The organism is Cupriavidus sp. HY129 (assembly GCF_059492215.1).
The window spans coordinates 2,344,704-2,360,299 of record NZ_CP083255.1; the positions used below are offsets into that span (position 1 = coordinate 2,344,704).

The following is a 15,596-nucleotide window of genomic DNA, read 5'->3' on the forward strand; positions in this document are numbered from 1 at the left end:
GCGATGACTTCGAACGAGGCGATGACTTCGAGGTGGCGGCATTCTGACATCGACCGCCACTGCCCGCAAACGACCTATACTCTTGCCTCTCTTCGAAGTCACGGAGCAAAGTCATGCGGGTTGCATTCCTCGGGCTCGGCGTCATGGGCTACCCCATGGCCGGCCATCTGGCCGCCAAGGGCCATGACGTCACCGTTTACAACCGTACGGCAGCCAAGGCAGAGCGCTGGGTCCAGGCCTTTGGCAAACACGGCGGCAAGCTGGCGGCGACGCCGGCGCTGGCCGCAGTCGACTGTGACATCGTTTGTGCCTGTGTTGGCAATGACGATGACCTACGCGCGGTCATGACGGGGCCAGATGGCGCGTTCCAGCACGCGGCGCCAGGCACTATCTTCGTCGACCACACCACCGCCAGCGCCAGCGTAGCCCGCGAACTGCACGCGGCCGCGCGCGAACGTGGCTGCCATTTCATCGATGCACCAGTTTCGGGCGGACAGGCCGGCGCCGAGCAAGGCATCCTGACGATCATGTGCGGAGGCGACCCGGAAGCATTCCAGCGCGCCGAGCCCGTCATCGCCGCCTATGCCCGCGCCGTCACCCGCATCGGAGAGAGCGGAGCCGGCCAGTTGGCCAAGATGGTCAACCAGATCAGCGTCGCCGGGCTGCTGCAGGCGCTGTCCGAAGCCATCGCGTTTGGCGAGCACGCCGGGCTGGACATGCGCGTGGTGCTCGACGTTATCAGCAAGGGCGCGGCGTCATCGTGGCAGATGGAAAACCGTGGCCCGACGATGCTCCAGAACAAATTCGACTTCGGTTTCGCCGTGGACTGGATGCGCAAGGACCTGGGCCTGTGCCTGGACGAAGCCCGCCGCAACGGCGCCACGCTGCCGGTCACATCGCTGGTCGACCAGTTCTATGCAGACCTGCAACAAATGGGAAGCTCGCGAGACGACACCTCGTCGCTGATCAAGCGCCTGCGTCGTTCGTGACCCGTGATCCGGCGTGCGGTGCCTGCCGTGTCGAGACAGGAATCGACTGACCGTCTGACCGTCCGACAAACACCTACACCGCTTTCAGCAGGCGCCCGAATGGTGAGCGCCCGGCCCGCTCCTATGCTAGATGCGTGATGGAGGTTTCCGCTTCCTGGTCGGCGGGCAGGGTCGGTCAGGACGGCGCGGCATCGTCCGTAGATGGGATGGAGATGCCGCCACGCGCCGCACCATGGCGCCAGTTGCTGTTCTCCGCTTGCGGCAGCCATCGGCGATGGCAATACATCGTCATCGCGGCATGGCACTGCGGGTTGATGCGACGGGCGGCATGATGCGGTACGTGGGAGTCACACCATCGCCAAGCCCTGGTGCGTCGCGCACCAGGGCTTCTTCATTTCCCCGTCCGCCTGATCCTCGGCCTTCGTCTAATGCTCAGTAGGACTTCGGCAATCCCAGCACCCGCTCGGCGATATGGCACATGATCAGCTGCGCGCTGACCGGTGCGATACGCGGGATATAGGATTCGCGCAGATAGCGCTCGACGTGATACTCCCGGGCATAGCCCATGCCACCCAGCGTCAGCACAGCGGTCTGACAAGCCTGGTGCGCGGCCTCGGCGGCCAGGTACTTCGCCGCATTCGCCTCGGCGCCGCACGGCTTTCCATTGTCGTAGAGCCAGGCGGCCTTCCACACCATCATGTCGGCCGCTTCCAGCGCCATCCACGCCTGGGCCAGCGGATGCTGGATCCCCTGGTTCTGGCCGATCGGCCGCCCGAACACCGTGCGCTCTCGTGCGTAGCGCGTGGCCGCCTCCAGCGCGGCGCGGCCCAGGCCTACCGATTCCGCGGCGATCAGGATGCGTTCGGGGTTCAGGCCGTGCAGGATGTACTCAAAGCCACGGCCCTCCTCGCCGATGCGATCTTCGGCGGGCACCATCAGGCCGTCGATGAACAGCATGTTCGAATCGACCGCGCCCCGCCCCATCTTGTCGATCTCGCGTACCTCGATGTGGTTCCGGTCCAGCGTCGTGTAGAACAGGCTCAAACCCTGCGTCGGCTTGGCCACTGCATCTAGCGGCGTGGTACGCGCCAGCAGCAGCATGCGCGATGCCACCTGCGCCGTCGAAATCCAGATCTTGCGGCCGTCCACGCGATAGGCGCTGCCATCGGCGGTGCGCACGGCCTGCGTCTTCAGGTGCGTGGTATCCAGCCCGGCGTCGGGCTCGGTCACGGCAAAACATGCCTTGTCGCGCCCCGCGATCAGCGGCGGCAACGCGGCGGCCTGCTGGGCCTCGGTGCCGAATACCACCACCGGGTTCAGGCCAAACACGTTCATATGGATCGACGATGCCCCGGAGAAGCCTGCACCTGACGCCGAGACCGTCTGCATGATCAGCGCCGCTTCGGTGATCCCCAGCCCCGCGCCGCCGAACCGTTCGGGCATGGCAATGCCCAGCCAGCCCGCGCCGGCCATCGCCTGATGGAAAGCCTCGGGAAACTTGTGCTCGCGGTCGAGTTCAGCCCAGTACTCGGGCCCAAAATCGCTGCAAAGCTGCGTCACGGCCTCGACGATCGCGTTCTGCTCAGGTGTCCTTTCGAAGTTCATCTTTGTGTCCTCTTATTCCGGCTGGATGCCGGCGTCCTTCACCAGCTTGTTCCACTTCACCAGTTCGCTGCCCACAAAGCCCGCGAACTGCTGCGGCGTCTGCCCGAAGGCTTCAAAACCAAGCGCTTCGAACTTGGGGGCCACTTCCTTGCTCGCGGCGATCTTCGACAACTCGCGGTTCAACCGGTCGACGATCGGCTGCGGCGTCTTTGCCGGGGCGAAAACGCCATTCCACGACGTGATGTCGAACCCCTTCAACTCGGGTGTATCCCCGATCGGAGGCAGGTCCGGCAACAGCCGGCTGCGCTGCGCCGTGGTCACCGCCAGCGCCCGCATCCGGCCCGCCTTGACGTTGGCGATGCCAGCGGCCACGTCGACGAACATCATCGGCACCTGACCCGCGATCACGTCGGTCATGGCCGGCGGGGTGCTCTTGTATGGCACGTGCAGCAGATCGACATGAGCCATACGGGCCAGCGTGGCGCCCGACACGATGCCGGTGCTGTTGCCGCTGGCGTATGACATGCCCGGATGCGACTTCGCATAGGCAATCAGTTCCCCGACGGTCTTGACTGGCAGCTTCGGATTGATAACCAGCATGAACGGCAGGTTGCCCATGCGCGCGACCGGCGTGAAGTCCTTGATCGGGTCGTACGGCAGCTTCTTCATCAGGGAAGGGTTGGCCGAATGCGTCGTGTTCGTCGTCATGAAAAGCGTATAGCCGTCGGGAGCGGCCTGCGCGACGATCTCCGCCGCGATCGCGCCATTCGCCCCCGGACGATTGTCGACGATCACGTTCTGATTCAACGCATCGCCCAACTCCTTTGCCGTGATGCGCGCGACCGCATCGGTACCGCTTCCCGCCGCAAATGGCACGACCAGGCGGATCGGCCGGCTTGGGTAGGCGTCATTGGCGCTCGCCGGCAGCGAAATCGCGGCAGCGGGCAACGCCAGGATGGCAACGGCCAGCGTGCGCCGCATGCGGAAATTGGGCATGGTGTCTCCTCGGTTTTCTTGTCGGCGGCGGGCGCCGCCACGCTTCGATGCGTACTGTGTGCTCACTCGGGCCGGATCACGCGATCGGGCGACTCTTCATACGGCGGGGCATAGACGACGAGCAGCTTGACCGGTTCGTCGCTGATCACCGTGAATACGTGCATCGCGTCCGCCGGAAAGAAGCAGCAGTCGCCAGGACCAAGCTCTTGCGCGTGGCCATTGACCTCGGCACGCGCGCGCCCTTCCAGGACATAACAGACCTGCTCGATGCCGGGATGCGCATGGGGCAACGCGCCCTTCCCCCGTTCGATGGTGCCGTGGATGACTTCAAGCTGCGTGGCGCCGACGTTTTCGCGGCCGATGATGCGGCGATTCAGCGTGCCGACGTGATTGGCGGGGTGATATCCGGCGACGTCCTCGGTGCGAACGAAGTAGACGGGTGATGCGGTCATGGGTGGGCTGTCTCCAACTTCGAGCCCGACCGAGCACAGTCCACGTCGGTCAGACTCTATTTTCATGTTTGTGAAACGGATTTTATCCCCATGAAAAATGCCGTCAACTAGGGATTGCTCCGGATCTGACGTCTCAGCGCCCCACGTGGGCGCGCAAACCTGGGCAGCCACGAGCCCTGATTCGCCAGGATCAAATTCCTCCCTTGGCCTGCCCGCGCGCCGTGCACTAGACTGCTCTCACAAAAAAAGCATGACCGTTCAGTTTTATTCGCTTGGTGCATCCGCGCCATGAGCCATCGTCATGACGCTTGCATCCGGGTCGACCTCGAAGTGCAACCGGAAGGAGACAATGCATGGAATCGAAGAACGTTCCGCACGTGGCCGAACTACTGCGCGACGCGCCGAAGAACTGGGGCAAATGGGGACCCGATGACGAAGTCGGCTCGCTCAACTACCTGACCCAGGCCGAAGTGCTGCGCGGCGTGGCAGCCGTACGCTCGGGCAAGACCTTCACGCTGCAGATCCAGATGGGCAACCCGAAGGGGGATCCGGTCTGGCCCGGCCGCTCGCAGGCACGTCGTCTGAACGTGATGGACAAGGGCCACTACCTGTGCGGCAAGGCGCCGATCTTCCCGGGGCAAGGCGAGTACGCGGACGACATGATGATCATGTACCTGCAAGGCTCCACCCAGTACGATGCCCTCGGCCATGTCTGGTACGGCGACCAGCTCTGGAACGGCTATGACGCCAAGTCGACCATCGGCGGCATGGAAAAAGCCAGCGTGCTGCCCATCGCCGAACGCGGCATCGTCGGCCGTGGCGTGCTGATCGACATGGCGCGCCATCGCGGCAAGGCCGTGCTCGATCCCGGTGAGACCTTCACCCACCTCGACCTGCTGGCCGCAGCCGAAATGCAGGGCGTGCGTATCGAAAAGCATGACATCGTCATCATCCGCACCGGCTGGATCGGCTCCTTCTACGAGCGCGATCAGGCCGAGTTCTACAAGAACTTCATCGAGCCGGGTCTGACCTACAGCCCCGAACTGGTGGAGTGGTTCCACAAGATGGAAATTCCGAACCTGGTCACTGACACCATCGCCAACGAGGTCACGGTGGACCCGGTCTCGGGCGTGGCGCTGCCACTGCACAATGCGCTGATGCGCAACCTCGGCGTGACGCTGACGGAAATCGCGCAGCTTGACCCGCTGGCCACGGATTGCGCCGACGACGGTCAGTGGAGCTTTCTCTATACCGCCGCGCCGCTGAAGGTCGTGAACGGTAGCGGAGCACCGGTCAATCCGGTCGTCATCAAGTAGGCGGAGGCAGGGGTTCTTCCACCGATGCGTCCGGCTGCTTGATGACCGCGGACGCACCCCGCCACGCGCGGCGGCACGCATGGTGTGCCGCCGTTCCACTTTCCGGAGACACCATGACGCCCTATGACCGCAAGCCCTGGCTGTCGAGCTACGAGCCGGGCAAGCCCCACGCGATCACGCCCGAGTTCGCCGACGCGCTGAGCCTGTTCCGTGCCGCGGTAGCGCGCGCGCCGTCGCTACCAGCCATTCTCTACTTCGACGGCAGCCTGAGCTACGCCGAGCTTGACGCGCAATCCGACGCGCTCGCCTGCGCGTGGCAAGACCGTGGCATCACGCGCGGAGAACGCGTCGCCATTTACTTGCAGAACGTCCCGCAGTTCGTCATCGCCCTGGTGGCGGCGTGGAAACTGGGCGCCGTTGCCGTGCCCGTCAACCCGATGAATCGCGCGCGCGAACTGCGCGTGATCCTGGCGGACTCGGGCGCTCGCCTGCTGGTTTGCTCCGAGACCCTTTACGTCGATATCGTCCGCCCCCTGCTTGCGGAAGAAGCCAGCGCGGAAAACGGCGTGCTGCCTCTGGTGATGACGACATCCGAACTGGAGTACCAGCAGCGCCACGACCCACGGCTGTTCGCCAATGCGAGCCGACAGGAAACACCGGGCGCGGAATCGCTGTCGGCAGTGATCGCAGCCAACGCCGGCCGCCATCCTCCACCAGTGGCGCTGGGGCCGAACGACATCGCCATGCTGGTGTACACCTCCGGCACCACCGGCGTGCCCAAGGGCGCGATGAACACCCACGGCAACGTAGCCTTCAACGCCCAGGTCTACCGCGACTGGATCACGCTGGGCGAAGGAGAGCCCATCCTCGGCGTCGCGCCCCTGTTTCATATCACCGGGCTGATCGGCCATATCGGCGCCGCCTTCATGTGCGCCGCCCCGCTGGTGCTGGCCTGTCGCTTCGAACCGGGCGTGATGCTCGACACGCTGCGCGAGCATCGCCCCGCTTTCACCATCGGCGCCATCACCGTGTTCATCGCGCTGATGAACCACCCAAATGCCACACGCGATTGCTTCGCGTCGCTGACCAAGATCTACTCCGGCGGCGCGCCGATTCCGCCCAGCGTGGTGGAGGCGTTTCGCGAACGCTTCGGCCACTACATCCACAACGGCTACGGCCTGACCGAGACCAACTCGCCAACGCACGTGGTGCCGCGCGGGGTCGAGGCGCCCGTGGACCCGGCCTCCGGCACCCTTGCCGTGGGCGTGCCGGCCTACAACGTCGAGTCCTATATTGGCGACGACGAGGGCAAACCGATGGCAGTTGGCGAAGTCGGCGAGATCATTTCGCGTGGGCCGATGATCGTGCCGGGATACTGGAACAAACCGCAGGAGAGCGCCAAGGCCATCGTCGATGGTTACTTCCGCACCGGGGATGTCGGGTTCATGGACGAACGCGGCTGGTTTTACCTCGTGGACCGCAAGAAGGACATGATCAACGCCAGCGGCTACAAGGTCTGGCCACGCGAGGTGGAGGACGTGCTGTACACCCATCCCGCCGTGCGGGAAGCCGCCGTGGTTGGCGTTCCCGATGCCTACCGTGGCGAGACGGTGAAAGCCGTGGTCAGCCTCAAGCCTGGGGCGAGCGTCACGCCAGAAGAACTGGCGGAGTACTGCAAGGCCCGGATGGCGGCATACAAGTATCCCCGCCTGGTGATGATCATGGACGAGCTTCCCAAGACCGTTACCGGGAAGATCTTGCGACGGGAACTGCGGGGGTAATCATCGGGTTTTGATCTAGGTCACGACCTTGGGAAGCGCTGCCCGACGGGTTCGGGTAGCACGCCGTCCTTCGTTCTTGTTACCTGCCGTACCAGGTCCCGGCAGCCGTGGCGTAGTCCGCCGCCACGGATGATCCGCTCAGACCACCCAAACCTTCTGTCGGCATGCATTGCCGCCACGACGCCTTCCTGCGTCTATCGTCGGCGCGCCTCTCGATATCTCGATTTGGTTGCAACCCCAGAAGGCACTGTTGCGGCAAGCGCCTGATTGATTCGCTCCATCCCGGCATTGCATCCCGATTCCACACGAACTCGCTCAACTGATTCCCCGCAGCGAAACCAATTTAATTTCGCGAGCCCACCAGAGGAAACGTTTTCTCACAATCATTGGAAACGCCTCGCGAAATACACTGAGAGCATCGATAAGCCATCCTTCACCCCAGATAGAATCGCCTAATTTTCGAGCGTTTACCCCGATACGGCGCGGTTTGACTTTTATCTCCAACACGGCGAATATGAGAAAACGTTTTCTTTAATGATCTTCCACACCCTAGCCGCGCCCTGATGAGTACATCCCGCTTCCCCGTAGATACCCTCCCCCCTACCGGCAATCTGATCAATGGCGTCTGGGTCGACTCGACCGACCACTTCGACGTGCTAGACAAGTTCACCGGCCACCCCATTGCCACAATGTCCGCGGCCACTCGCGAGCAGGTTTCGCAGGCGGTACGCATCGCCAGGATGGCAGTCGATGCAGGGCCACCAGCCCCGCACGACCGCAGCGTGGTACTGCGGTGCGCGGCGGAACGACTGGAGGCATGGCGCAGCCGTTTCGTCGACGCCATGACCACGGAAGCTGGATTCACACTGGTCGATGCCAACAACGAGATTGATCGGGCCAAGATCACGCTCAACCTGTGCGCCAATGAATCCACCCAATTGACCGGGGAGGTCGTTCCGTTTGCGGCCAGCCCAGGCGCGCACCAGCGCATCGGCTTCACACGACGCTTCCCTGTTGGCGTGGTGTGCGCAATCACGCCGTTCAATTCGCCGCTCAATACCGTCCTGCATAAGGTAGGGCCGGCCTATGCAGCGGGCAATTCAGTCATCCTCAAGCCATCGGCATTCACACCGCTGACCAGTGCGCTGCTGGGCCAGGTGCTGCTGGAGGCGGGCATGCCCGCGCCGTTCCTGTCGATTTTGCAGGGCGAAGGCGAGACAGTGGGAACCTGGCTGCTGGAAGAACAGGACGTGGCCTTCTACACGTTCACCGGCAGTACACGTGTTGGCCGCATCATCCAGCGCGCGGCAGGCCTGCGTCGCACGCAAATGGAACTCGGCAGCATCGCCAGCACGTTTGTTGCGGCCGATGCCGATCTGGACCGGGCCATCCCCAAGATCGCCAACGCAGGCCTGCGCAAGGCCGGGCAGGTCTGCACATCCGTGCAACGTCTGTATGTTGACCACCGTATCGCCGACGAGGTCGCGCAACGTCTGGTCGAGTACGCGCGCACACTGGTGGCCGGAGATCCTCGGGATCCCGCCACGCGCGTGGGACCGCTGATCAATGAACAAGCGGCGATCCGCGCCGAAACGTGGATTGGCGAAGCCGTGGCCGCGGGTGCCCGAGTCCTTTGTGGCGGTACCCGCCAGCGCTCAGTCATCGAGCCGACCGTGATAACCGATGTCCCCGACGAGGGACGTGTGTGGTGCCAGGAAGCATTTGCACCGCTGATCGCACTTCGGCCATTCGATGACTTCGATGCGGCATTGGCCAGCGCGAACAGCACGCCGTTCGGACTGGCTGCCGGCATCTTTACCCAGGACATTGATCGCGCAATGAAAGCCGCGGAGACGCTGCGCTTCGGCACGGTTCAGATCAACGAAACGTCGAGCGCGCGTTCGGACGTGATGCCGTTCGGCGGCGTGAAAGACAGCGGCTTCGGGAAGGAAGGACCGCACTACGCGATGCGCGAGATGACCGAGGAACGCCTCACCGTCTTCAATCCTTGAGAAAGCCCGCCATGACTTCACACATTTCCGGCCGCCGAAGGATCCTGAAGGCGAGTGCCGCCGCGGCAGCCATCGCCGTCCTCCCTGGCGTCGCCCTTGCAGAGACTTATCCCGCCAGGCCTCTGACGCTGATCGTGCCATTCGCAGCGGGCGGCCCGACCGACATCCTCGGGCGCGTCATTGCTGAGGGCATGGCACGCGATCTTGGTCAGCCCGTGGTGGTCGAGAACGTGCCGGGAGCTGGTGGCACACTCGGCACCGCCCGCGCGGCACGGGCCGCACCCGATGGCTACACGCTGGTGATAGGCAACGTCGGTACTTTGGCCGCAAACGCCACGCTATATAAGTCTCTGTCCTACAACGTTCTGAAAGACCTGATTCCGCTCGCCTCGGTGGGCGATGCGCCGCAAGTCATCACCGCACGCAAGGATTTTCCAGCTACTGGCCTCGATCAGTTCGCCACCTACGCCCGTCAGAATGCCGCCAGGATGAACGCAGGCGCAGCCGGCGTGGGTTCTGGCTCGTTTCTTGGTAGCGTGCTGGTGAACGCCAGGCTCGGCGTCAACGTCAACATTGCCAACTACCGCGGTGCGGGTCTCGCCCTCAATGACGTGGCTGCGGGTCATATCGACTACCTGGTGGACAGCACTACGACGTCCACCAGCTTCATCAAGTCGGGCATGGTCAAGGGCATCGTCGTGCTGCGTCCAAAGCGGATCAGCGCGCTGCCTGACGTACCGGCCGCCGGCGAATCGGGCATCAAGGACTTGAACTACGACATCTGGAACATGGTGCTTGCCCCGAGAGGCACACCAGCCCCGATTGTGACAAGGCTCAGCAAGGCGCTTCGCAGTGCGATTCGCGATCCGCAAACCCTGGCGCGGCTGGCACCAGCCGGCGTGGAGGCGCCGGCCGAGCGCCAGCAGACGCCTGAAGGCGCGGCCGAACTGCTTTCGAACTCGGTTGCTACCTGGCGCACCTTGTTGTCCGGGCTGAACGTCACGCTCGATTAGCATCCTCGGCCCCCTGGCCTACGCATAAGAAATTCAGGAGACAAACAATGAGTCATTTCCTAATGAAAACCACGCGCGTGGTTAGCGCGAGCATTGCCTTGGCAGTGGCGGCGTGCCCCGCCCTCGCAGCCGACTGGCCGACCAAGCCAATCACCATCGTCGCCCCGTTTACTCCCGGCGGCACCACTGACATCGTCGCGCGCGCCATTGCTGCGCAATTGCAGCGTGAACTCGGGCAATCCGTGGTCGTGGACAACCGCCCCGGCGCGGGTGGCACGCTCGGCGCCGCATTGGTGGCGCGCGCGCAGCCCGACGGCTACACGCTGCTGCTGGCGAACGTGGGTCACGCAGCGGCGCCAGCCCTCTATAAGAACCTCCCGTACGACTTCGAGAAGGACATGACGCACATCACAACCGTCGCTGTGGTGCCAAACGTCCTGATCGTGCGGAAATCCCTGCCGGTCAACAACGTGAAGGAACTGATCGCCTTCATGAAGAGTCATCGCGCGGAAGCCACGTACGGATCAGCGGGCATCGGGACCACGCAACACCTGTCCGCGGAACTCCTGAAGAAGCAGGCGTCGTTCGATGCCGTGCACGTACCGTACAAAGGCGCATCACCGATGATGACCGACATCATCGGCGGCCGCGTGACCTTCGCGCTCGACTCCGCCGCTTCGGCCAATGCCCAGTTGGCCGGCGGAAATATCAAGGCCCTGGCGGTAACTACCGCGCAGCGCACGCGCTTCCTGCCGGACGTGCCGACACTTAGCGAAGCCGGCGTACCGGGCTATCAGATGAGCACGTGGTACAGCTTGACCGCGCCGCGCAATCTTCCCGCACCCATTCGTGACCACATTTACCAAGCCGTGCTGGCCAGCATGAAAGACCCTGCCATGCAGAATACCTTGCAGAGCATGGCAGCGGAGCCGGGAGGCATGGCGCCAGCCGCGCTGACATCGTTCGTTCACACCGAAATCAAGCGTTGGACGACCATCGCATCAGGCTTCTCCGCTACCGATTGAGTCCCTCCATACAGTTCGACGATTTCATGACCATTACCGATATCTCAACCTTCTTTTGTCCAACGCGTATCTACATGGGTGTCGGCGCTCACGAGCGAATCGCCACCATCGTGAGAGACCGTGGCTGCACGCGCGTGTTCATCGCGGTGGATGCCGCACTGCTTGCCAGCGACTTCTACCATCGCGTGACCGCTTTGCTGAAGCGCGAGGGCGTGGCTACTGTCACTTTCTCGGACATAGAACCCGATCCGAGCGCGCATACCGTGGCGCGTGCTCTCGACGTCTGTCGCGCACACGACGCCACGGCCATTATCGCGATTGGCGGAGGGAGCACCATTGATGTAGCCAAGGCGGTCGGCATCGTGCTCACCAACGGTGGCCGTATCCATGATTACGAGGGCATCGAGAAGTTCTCGATCGCGCCTCCGCTGTTGATCGCCATTCCGACCACGGCGGGCACGGGCTCAGAGGTGTCAGGCTCCTGCGTCATCACGGATACGGAGAAAAACCTCAAGATGTCCATTCGACATGCCGCGCTAAATCCCGCGGCATTCGCAATTCTCGATCCACTGGCACTGCGTACCGTGCCAGCCCACGTGGCGGCACATTCCGGCATTGATGCATTCGTCCACGCGTTCGAATCGTATCTCTCCTCGCAGTCGAATCTGATCACGGACGCGATCAATATTCAGGCCATCGAATTGTTGGCAGGGAACATCCGGCAGTTCGTGGCCGATCGAGAAAACATGGAGGCCGCCGCAAACATGCTATGCGGCTCCGCGCTGGCAGGCATCACTTTTGGGCAGACTGGTCTTGGCAATGTGCACTGCATGGCCCGCTTTGTCGGCGCGGAGTTCCATCTGTCGCACGGGTTGTCAAATGCGCTGTGCCTGCCAACAGTCTCTCGATTCAATCTGCTAGCCAATCCCGCGAAATATGCGAAGCTGGCGGCCGCCATGGGACGCCCCATACAAGGACTACCCGTGCTCGACGCCGCGCGCGTGGCGGTGGAGGCCATCGAGGCGCTTTGCGCGGACCTTGGGATTCCGCGCCGCTTGCGAGACGCGGGCGTAACCGAGGACAAGCTCGACGGGATGGCGGAGTTGTGCGTGCAGGCCAACTATAATCGCTGGAATCCCCGGAAAACCACCCTTGCGGATTTCCGGAATCTGTTCCAAGAAGCCTTTTGATCCGGAAGCCGATTTGACCAAGCGTGTGACTGTCCATGATGTTGCCCGCGCGGCGGGCGTCGCAATCGCGACGGTCTCGCGCGTGGCAAATGGGGTGCCTACCGTAGCGGAGGACGTGCGCGCGCGCGTCCAGGCTGCCATCGACGAACTGGGCTGGAAGCCCAGCATGGCTGCGCAGAGTATGCGGGGCATGTCGGCACGCATGATCGGCTTTATCTTCTCGGATATCCGGAATCCGATTTACTCCGCCATGGTCAAGGGTGCTGAAGGCATACTCAGCGAGCACGGCTACATGATCATGGTTGCCAGCAGCGACGGCAGCAGCGAACGCGAACTCGTGCTGCTCGATCTGTTCCGGCAACGCGGTGCCGATGGCGTCATCTTCGCCGTGCAAGATGAAACCAACCCCACGGTGCTGGCGAACATCCGGTCCGGCAATCTTCCCGTTGTCCTGCTGGAGCGTGAGCTTGATGCCCCGGTCAATGCCGTCGGCGCCGATCATCTAAGCGGGACCCGGCGTGCAGCAGAGCATCTCATCAGCCTTGGACACCGCCGTATCGCCATGATCACTGGCGGCACGGGCACCCGCGTGGAGCGTGACCGCCTGCAGGGGCTGCGCCAGGCCCATGAGCTGGCCGGATTGACCTTGGACCCGCGGTTGCTTCGGCTCGACAGTTTCTCGACAGCATACGCATATCGAGAGATGCAATTGCTGCTGAGCCTGCCTGAGCCACCTACTGCGGTGATCGTTCTGGGGATGCCGCTCCTGTCCGGCGTGCTCCCGGCCATCCGCATCAGCAATCTCCGCATTCCCGAGGATATTTCCCTGATCGCTTCGAATGACAGCGAACTCGCCCAACTTGCGACACCGCCCATCTCCGTGATCCGCTATGACGCACATGCACTCGGCAACGAAGCCGCGCGTATGCTTCTGGCTCAATTGAAGGGAGACGTCCCACCAGACAGGATTCGTATCCAGATACCGACTGAGCTGGTCCTGCGCGGATCCTGCGCGCCACCGGCAGCTTGATTCGATGCGATGCGCGGCGCTGTGCGTCAGCACCGTACCAATCGACGTCCCACCCCTGGATAATCCACCGTCCTTGCGCGGATCGAGAGCGCCCGAGGCCCTCCTCGCCGTAGACTTGGGCGCTCCGGCTGCCGAGCGTCCGCATGAACCGCCTGATCTCAAGCCTTTGTCTGCTGGCAATCCTCACGCTGTCTGGATGCGGGAGCGTCGAGCCGGCCAAACAGACCGTAGCACCCGTCGACGCGGGCGAGCTGGCTGCCGGCGGCCCCACCGTCACTATCGAAGAGGCATACAGCCTTCTCGGAGGTATGCCGTCCGCGGCCTGCGCCGGCACGACGTGCGTTCTGACAGCGCCGGGACGGGATATCTATCGGTGCGCGGACGGCGTCTGCACGAAAGGAAATGCACCGACCCGCTGAAGTGCGGCGCGGAGTAGCGGTACGACTGAAGAGAACCGCAGGCAAAACGTTGCCAAGTGATTACCAGGCGAATCCTTGCTCGCAGACCGTCAAAACCTGCCGCGACGCTTCTGCTCGTGCTCACGCTGGCAGTCCATGCACCGTTTTGCCGTCGGGTATGCCTGCAGTCGCTCGAATGGAATCGGCTCCTCGCACTCGCGGCAAATCGCATAGGAGCCGAGCGTCATCCTGCCGCGCGCGGCCGCGATGTCTTCCAGTTCCACGCGGTAATGCTCGCGCATCACATCGGCCTGCCGCTGACCGATCTCCCGATCCGCGACGTCCGTTTTGTCGCCCGGATCCTGCCGCTCCAGCGGGGCTCGCGGCGAAGCGCCGGTACCCAGTGCGGCACGCGCGCGGGCTTCTTCCGCGTCGAGCATTGCGGCCAAAGTGGCAAATTGTGCGGAAGTCAGTGCATTCACGGAGAAGCTCCTTGTAGGGTGTGAGAAGCAGAATGCCCAAGGGGCATCTTTTCAAGATATGCCTCGACGTGCGTATCCATCTGCTCCCAGATCAAGAATGACGGCGGTATCCGGTGATGCTGGTGACATATTGCCAGCCCCGCGACTGCCTCGCAGGCATCGCGGAGGCTTGACGTGTCGCTATCCGCCCGTTACGCACGCCGGCAGCCTGCTCCGTCAGGAAAACCTGACAATCCACGCGACAGGACTGACGCCACTCTCAGTGCACCCTGCTTCCGCGAGCGACCGGCGGGCGCGATACTCGCCCAATGATTTCGCGCACAGACACCGACCGACTAACTGTGTATCTGGTCGAAAGAACGCCGGCCGTCAGGCGCAGGCAGTTGCGCCTGCTGGCGTCCCTGGACGGCCTACGTGTGGCCGGCGCCGGACACGATGCGCAAGCCCATCAAACGGAACTGGTAGACCTCCAGCCGGATGTCGTGCTGATCGGCCTGAACGCCACAGAGAACACACCCCTGCCGCGAATTCGCGCGCTCGCGATCGCCTTGCCGGCCAGCACGCTGATCGTGCTGGCTAACGAGGGCACACCCCAGATGCGCCGCGCGTGCCTGATGGCTGGCGTGGCCCACTGCTTCGACAAGACGCTCGAGATCGTGGAACTACGCAACCTGCTGCTCGCCATGGCGAGCGCGGCGCGGCAACACCGAAAGGTAACCGCATGAATTCCCACTGCCCCACTGCCCCACTGCCCATGAGGACGCCCATCATGCACCAGCATATTCTTGTCGCCGTCGACGATAGCCACTGCGCGCGTCGCGCCCTGAACGAAGCCGTCGGCCTTGCCAGCGCGTTTCACGCCAAGCTCGAGATCCTGCACGTCATCGACTACAGCTTCCTGCAGTACGACTTCGGCTATGGCGATTTCACCGAACTACGCCCACAGCTGACGGCTGCAGGCGAATCGCTTCTCAAGGAAGCTGGCGAGATCGCCGCGGCTGCCGGGCTCGAGCATCACGAAACCCTGATCGACGATCTGGCAACGATGGGCAACATCGCGGACCGCGTCAACGGCTATGCGCGAACGTGCAGCGCCGATATCGTCGTCATCGGCACGCATGGCCGGCACGGCTTGAAGCGCATGCTGCTTGGCAGCGTCGCCGAAAGCCTGGCACGCGATTGCCCGGTCCCCGTTGTCCTGGTGCGTGACGACTCTCCCGCCAGGACCGCTGAACGTCCGGTCGCCCAGAAGTAAGGCTGTGGGAACGCGCGGGACGGGACTCACCGCACCTCCCGCGCTTCTTACG

At 63.3% G+C, this 15,596-nt stretch carries 15 protein-coding genes; 11 read left to right on the top strand and 4 right to left on the bottom strand.

Translation table 11 applies throughout. The features are described 5' to 3' along the window. Nucleotides 1-113 precede the first annotated feature (113 nt). A complete protein-coding gene (locus K6G35_RS26785; protein WP_495676625.1) occupies nucleotides 114-989 on the top strand; it encodes an NAD(P)-dependent oxidoreductase in 876 nt (291 codons plus the stop codon). Nucleotides 990-1,421: 432 nt separating this feature from the next. Here the strand turns inward: K6G35_RS26785 and K6G35_RS26790 are convergent, their stop codons facing one another. The 3 genes from K6G35_RS26790 to K6G35_RS26800 all read right to left on the bottom strand — a co-directional run bounded on the left by K6G35_RS26790 (nucleotide 1,422) and on the right by K6G35_RS26800 (nucleotide 4,042). Next, the gene (locus K6G35_RS26790; protein WP_008646771.1) at nucleotides 1,422-2,594 is read right to left on the bottom strand and encodes an acyl-CoA dehydrogenase family protein; all 1,173 of its coding nucleotides are present in this window, start codon (nucleotides 2,592-2,594) and stop codon (nucleotides 1,422-1,424) included. A 12-nt stretch (nucleotides 2,595-2,606) separates the two neighbouring features. Beyond that, nucleotides 2,607-3,590, bottom strand: coding sequence for a Bug family tripartite tricarboxylate transporter substrate binding protein (locus K6G35_RS26795; RefSeq protein ID WP_008646772.1), 984 nt, complete (start codon nucleotides 3,588-3,590; stop codon nucleotides 2,607-2,609). Nucleotides 3,591-3,652: 62 nt separating this feature from the next. Next, a complete protein-coding gene (locus tag K6G35_RS26800) occupies nucleotides 3,653-4,042 on the bottom strand; it encodes a cupin domain-containing protein (RefSeq protein WP_008646773.1) in 390 nt (129 codons plus the stop codon). A 353-nt stretch (nucleotides 4,043-4,395) separates the two neighbouring features. Between K6G35_RS26800 and K6G35_RS26805 the strand changes: the two genes are divergently transcribed. The 8 genes from K6G35_RS26805 (at nucleotide 4,396) to K6G35_RS26840 (ending at nucleotide 13,828) form a co-directional block, all read left to right on the top strand. Beyond that, entirely contained in the window at nucleotides 4,396-5,358 is a 963-nt protein-coding gene (locus K6G35_RS26805; protein ID WP_008646776.1) for a cyclase family protein, read from the top strand. A 113-nt stretch (nucleotides 5,359-5,471) separates the two neighbouring features. Continuing rightward, complete coding sequence (locus tag K6G35_RS26810; RefSeq protein ID WP_008646782.1) at nucleotides 5,472-7,139, top strand: class I adenylate-forming enzyme family protein; 1,668 nt, start codon at nucleotides 5,472-5,474, stop codon at nucleotides 7,137-7,139. A gap of 563 nt (nucleotides 7,140-7,702) precedes the next feature. Further along, nucleotides 7,703-9,151, top strand: coding sequence for an aldehyde dehydrogenase family protein (locus tag K6G35_RS26815; protein ID WP_495676626.1), 1,449 nt, complete (start codon nucleotides 7,703-7,705; stop codon nucleotides 9,149-9,151). A gap of 11 nt (nucleotides 9,152-9,162) precedes the next feature. Continuing rightward, nucleotides 9,163-10,164 (top strand): tripartite tricarboxylate transporter substrate-binding protein, encoded by a 1,002-nt coding sequence (locus K6G35_RS26820; RefSeq protein WP_008646787.1) that lies wholly within the window; start codon nucleotides 9,163-9,165, stop codon nucleotides 10,162-10,164. Nucleotides 10,165-10,211: 47 nt separating this feature from the next. Beyond that, nucleotides 10,212-11,189 (top strand): tripartite tricarboxylate transporter substrate binding protein, encoded by a 978-nt coding sequence (locus K6G35_RS26825; RefSeq protein WP_040011078.1) that lies wholly within the window; start codon nucleotides 10,212-10,214, stop codon nucleotides 11,187-11,189. Continuing rightward, nucleotides 11,150-12,379: an iron-containing alcohol dehydrogenase gene (locus K6G35_RS26830; RefSeq protein WP_241227873.1), complete on the top strand. Its 1,230-nt coding sequence runs from the start codon at nucleotides 11,150-11,152 to the stop codon at nucleotides 12,377-12,379. The genes K6G35_RS26825 and K6G35_RS26830 overlap by 40 nt, the downstream gene beginning before the upstream one ends. Before the next feature lie 25 nt (nucleotides 12,380-12,404). After that, entirely contained in the window at nucleotides 12,405-13,409 is a 1,005-nt protein-coding gene (locus K6G35_RS26835) for a LacI family DNA-binding transcriptional regulator (RefSeq protein WP_495677139.1), read from the top strand. Between the two features lie 143 nt (nucleotides 13,410-13,552). Next, the gene (locus K6G35_RS26840; RefSeq protein ID WP_152415037.1) at nucleotides 13,553-13,828 is read left to right on the top strand and encodes a hypothetical protein; all 276 of its coding nucleotides are present in this window, start codon (nucleotides 13,553-13,555) and stop codon (nucleotides 13,826-13,828) included. Nucleotides 13,829-13,917: 89 nt separating this feature from the next. On the opposite strand, the gene K6G35_RS26845 is transcribed toward K6G35_RS26840, so the two are convergent. After that, nucleotides 13,918-14,289 carry a TraR/DksA family transcriptional regulator gene (locus K6G35_RS26845; RefSeq protein ID WP_186426592.1) on the bottom strand — a complete coding sequence of 124 codons (372 nt, stop codon included), beginning with the start codon at nucleotides 14,287-14,289 and terminating at the stop codon, nucleotides 13,918-13,920. 308 nt (nucleotides 14,290-14,597) lie between these two features. Between K6G35_RS26845 and K6G35_RS26850 the strand changes: the two genes are divergently transcribed. Both K6G35_RS26850 and K6G35_RS26855 read left to right on the top strand, forming a co-directional pair. Next, nucleotides 14,598-15,014: a response regulator gene (locus K6G35_RS26850; RefSeq protein WP_035883494.1), complete on the top strand. Its 417-nt coding sequence runs from the start codon at nucleotides 14,598-14,600 to the stop codon at nucleotides 15,012-15,014. Between the two features lie 44 nt (nucleotides 15,015-15,058). Continuing rightward, nucleotides 15,059-15,544, top strand: coding sequence for a universal stress protein (locus tag K6G35_RS26855; protein WP_008648886.1), 486 nt, complete (start codon nucleotides 15,059-15,061; stop codon nucleotides 15,542-15,544). The last annotated feature ends 52 nt before the right edge of the window (nucleotides 15,545-15,596 follow it).

Excerpts from the sequence above, each read along its gene's own strand:
- K6G35_RS26825 (WP_040011078.1), top strand. The coding sequence starts at position 10,212 with ATGAGTCATTTCCTAATGAAAACCACGCGCGTGGTTAGCGCGAGCATT.
- K6G35_RS26790 (WP_008646771.1), bottom strand. The coding sequence starts at position 2,594 with ATGAACTTCGAAAGGACACCTGAGCAGAACGCGATCGTCGAGGCCGTG.
- K6G35_RS26800 (WP_008646773.1), bottom strand. The coding sequence starts at position 4,042 with ATGACCGCATCACCCGTCTACTTCGTTCGCACCGAGGACGTCGCCGGA.
- K6G35_RS26820 (WP_008646787.1), top strand. The coding sequence starts at position 9,163 with ATGACTTCACACATTTCCGGCCGCCGAAGGATCCTGAAGGCGAGTGCC.
- K6G35_RS26785 (WP_495676625.1), top strand. The coding sequence starts at position 114 with ATGCGGGTTGCATTCCTCGGGCTCGGCGTCATGGGCTACCCCATGGCC.
- K6G35_RS26850 (WP_035883494.1), top strand. The coding sequence starts at position 14,598 with ATGATTTCGCGCACAGACACCGACCGACTAACTGTGTATCTGGTCGAA.
- K6G35_RS26795 (WP_008646772.1), bottom strand. The coding sequence starts at position 3,590 with ATGCCCAATTTCCGCATGCGGCGCACGCTGGCCGTTGCCATCCTGGCG.
- K6G35_RS26840 (WP_152415037.1), top strand. The coding sequence starts at position 13,553 with ATGAACCGCCTGATCTCAAGCCTTTGTCTGCTGGCAATCCTCACGCTG.
- K6G35_RS26855 (WP_008648886.1), top strand. The coding sequence starts at position 15,059 with ATGCACCAGCATATTCTTGTCGCCGTCGACGATAGCCACTGCGCGCGT.
- K6G35_RS26805 (WP_008646776.1), top strand. The coding sequence starts at position 4,396 with ATGGAATCGAAGAACGTTCCGCACGTGGCCGAACTACTGCGCGACGCG.
- K6G35_RS26815 (WP_495676626.1), top strand. The coding sequence starts at position 7,703 with ATGAGTACATCCCGCTTCCCCGTAGATACCCTCCCCCCTACCGGCAAT.
- K6G35_RS26810 (WP_008646782.1), top strand. The coding sequence starts at position 5,472 with ATGACGCCCTATGACCGCAAGCCCTGGCTGTCGAGCTACGAGCCGGGC.